Here is a 661-nt window from a genome sequence, read left to right on the forward strand (position 1 = left end):
TCGGTCAAGATACCCTACTCGGTTATGGTGAAGTTGATTTCCTCTCAGGAAACCTAGGTCAAGATGTGATTTATGGTTTCCTTGGAAACGACCTAATTTATGGTGGAGCCGATGAAGACTGGGTGGGAGGCGGTAAAGACAATGACCTGATTTTCGGAGGTTTAGGAAACGATACCCTCAGTGGCGATTTAGGCAATGATACGGTATTAGGAGAAGTTGGAAACGACCTGTTAGTTGGTCATACTGGAGAAGATCTGTTGTCAGGAGGTACAGGGAACGATAACCTTTACGGTGGCGACGATAACGATCTGATTCATGGCGGTCAAGGCGACGATTTTGTAGATGGAAGTAACGGCGATGATTTAGTCACAGGAGATTTAGGCAATGATACCCTTAATGGTGGAGTCGGAACAGATTCCCTCATCGGGGGTCAAGGAGCCGATATCTTTATGTTAAATCCGGGTGAAAATGGTGATTTTATCCTAGATTTTGTTGGAGGTAAGGATCTGTTAAAATTGACGCAAAATTATAATTTTAATCAGCTTACCATCCTTCAAGGGAGTGGAACTCAAGCCGGAAATACCTTGATTCAAGTCGCAGCCAATAATGAACTTTTAGCCACTTTAATCGGTGTTCCTGCTAACTCAATTACCGCTAATTC

General features: G+C 43.4%; 1 protein-coding gene. It reads left to right on the forward strand.

What is annotated here, in order from left to right:
* Nucleotides 1-661, forward strand: a 661-nt coding sequence (locus PL9214_RS29205) for a calcium-binding protein (RefSeq protein ID WP_281250384.1), incomplete at both ends; no start/stop codon positions are given.

The organism is Planktothrix tepida PCC 9214, from assembly GCF_900009145.1.
GTDB classification, from domain to species: domain Bacteria; phylum Cyanobacteriota; class Cyanobacteriia; order Cyanobacteriales; family Microcoleaceae; genus Planktothrix; species Planktothrix tepida.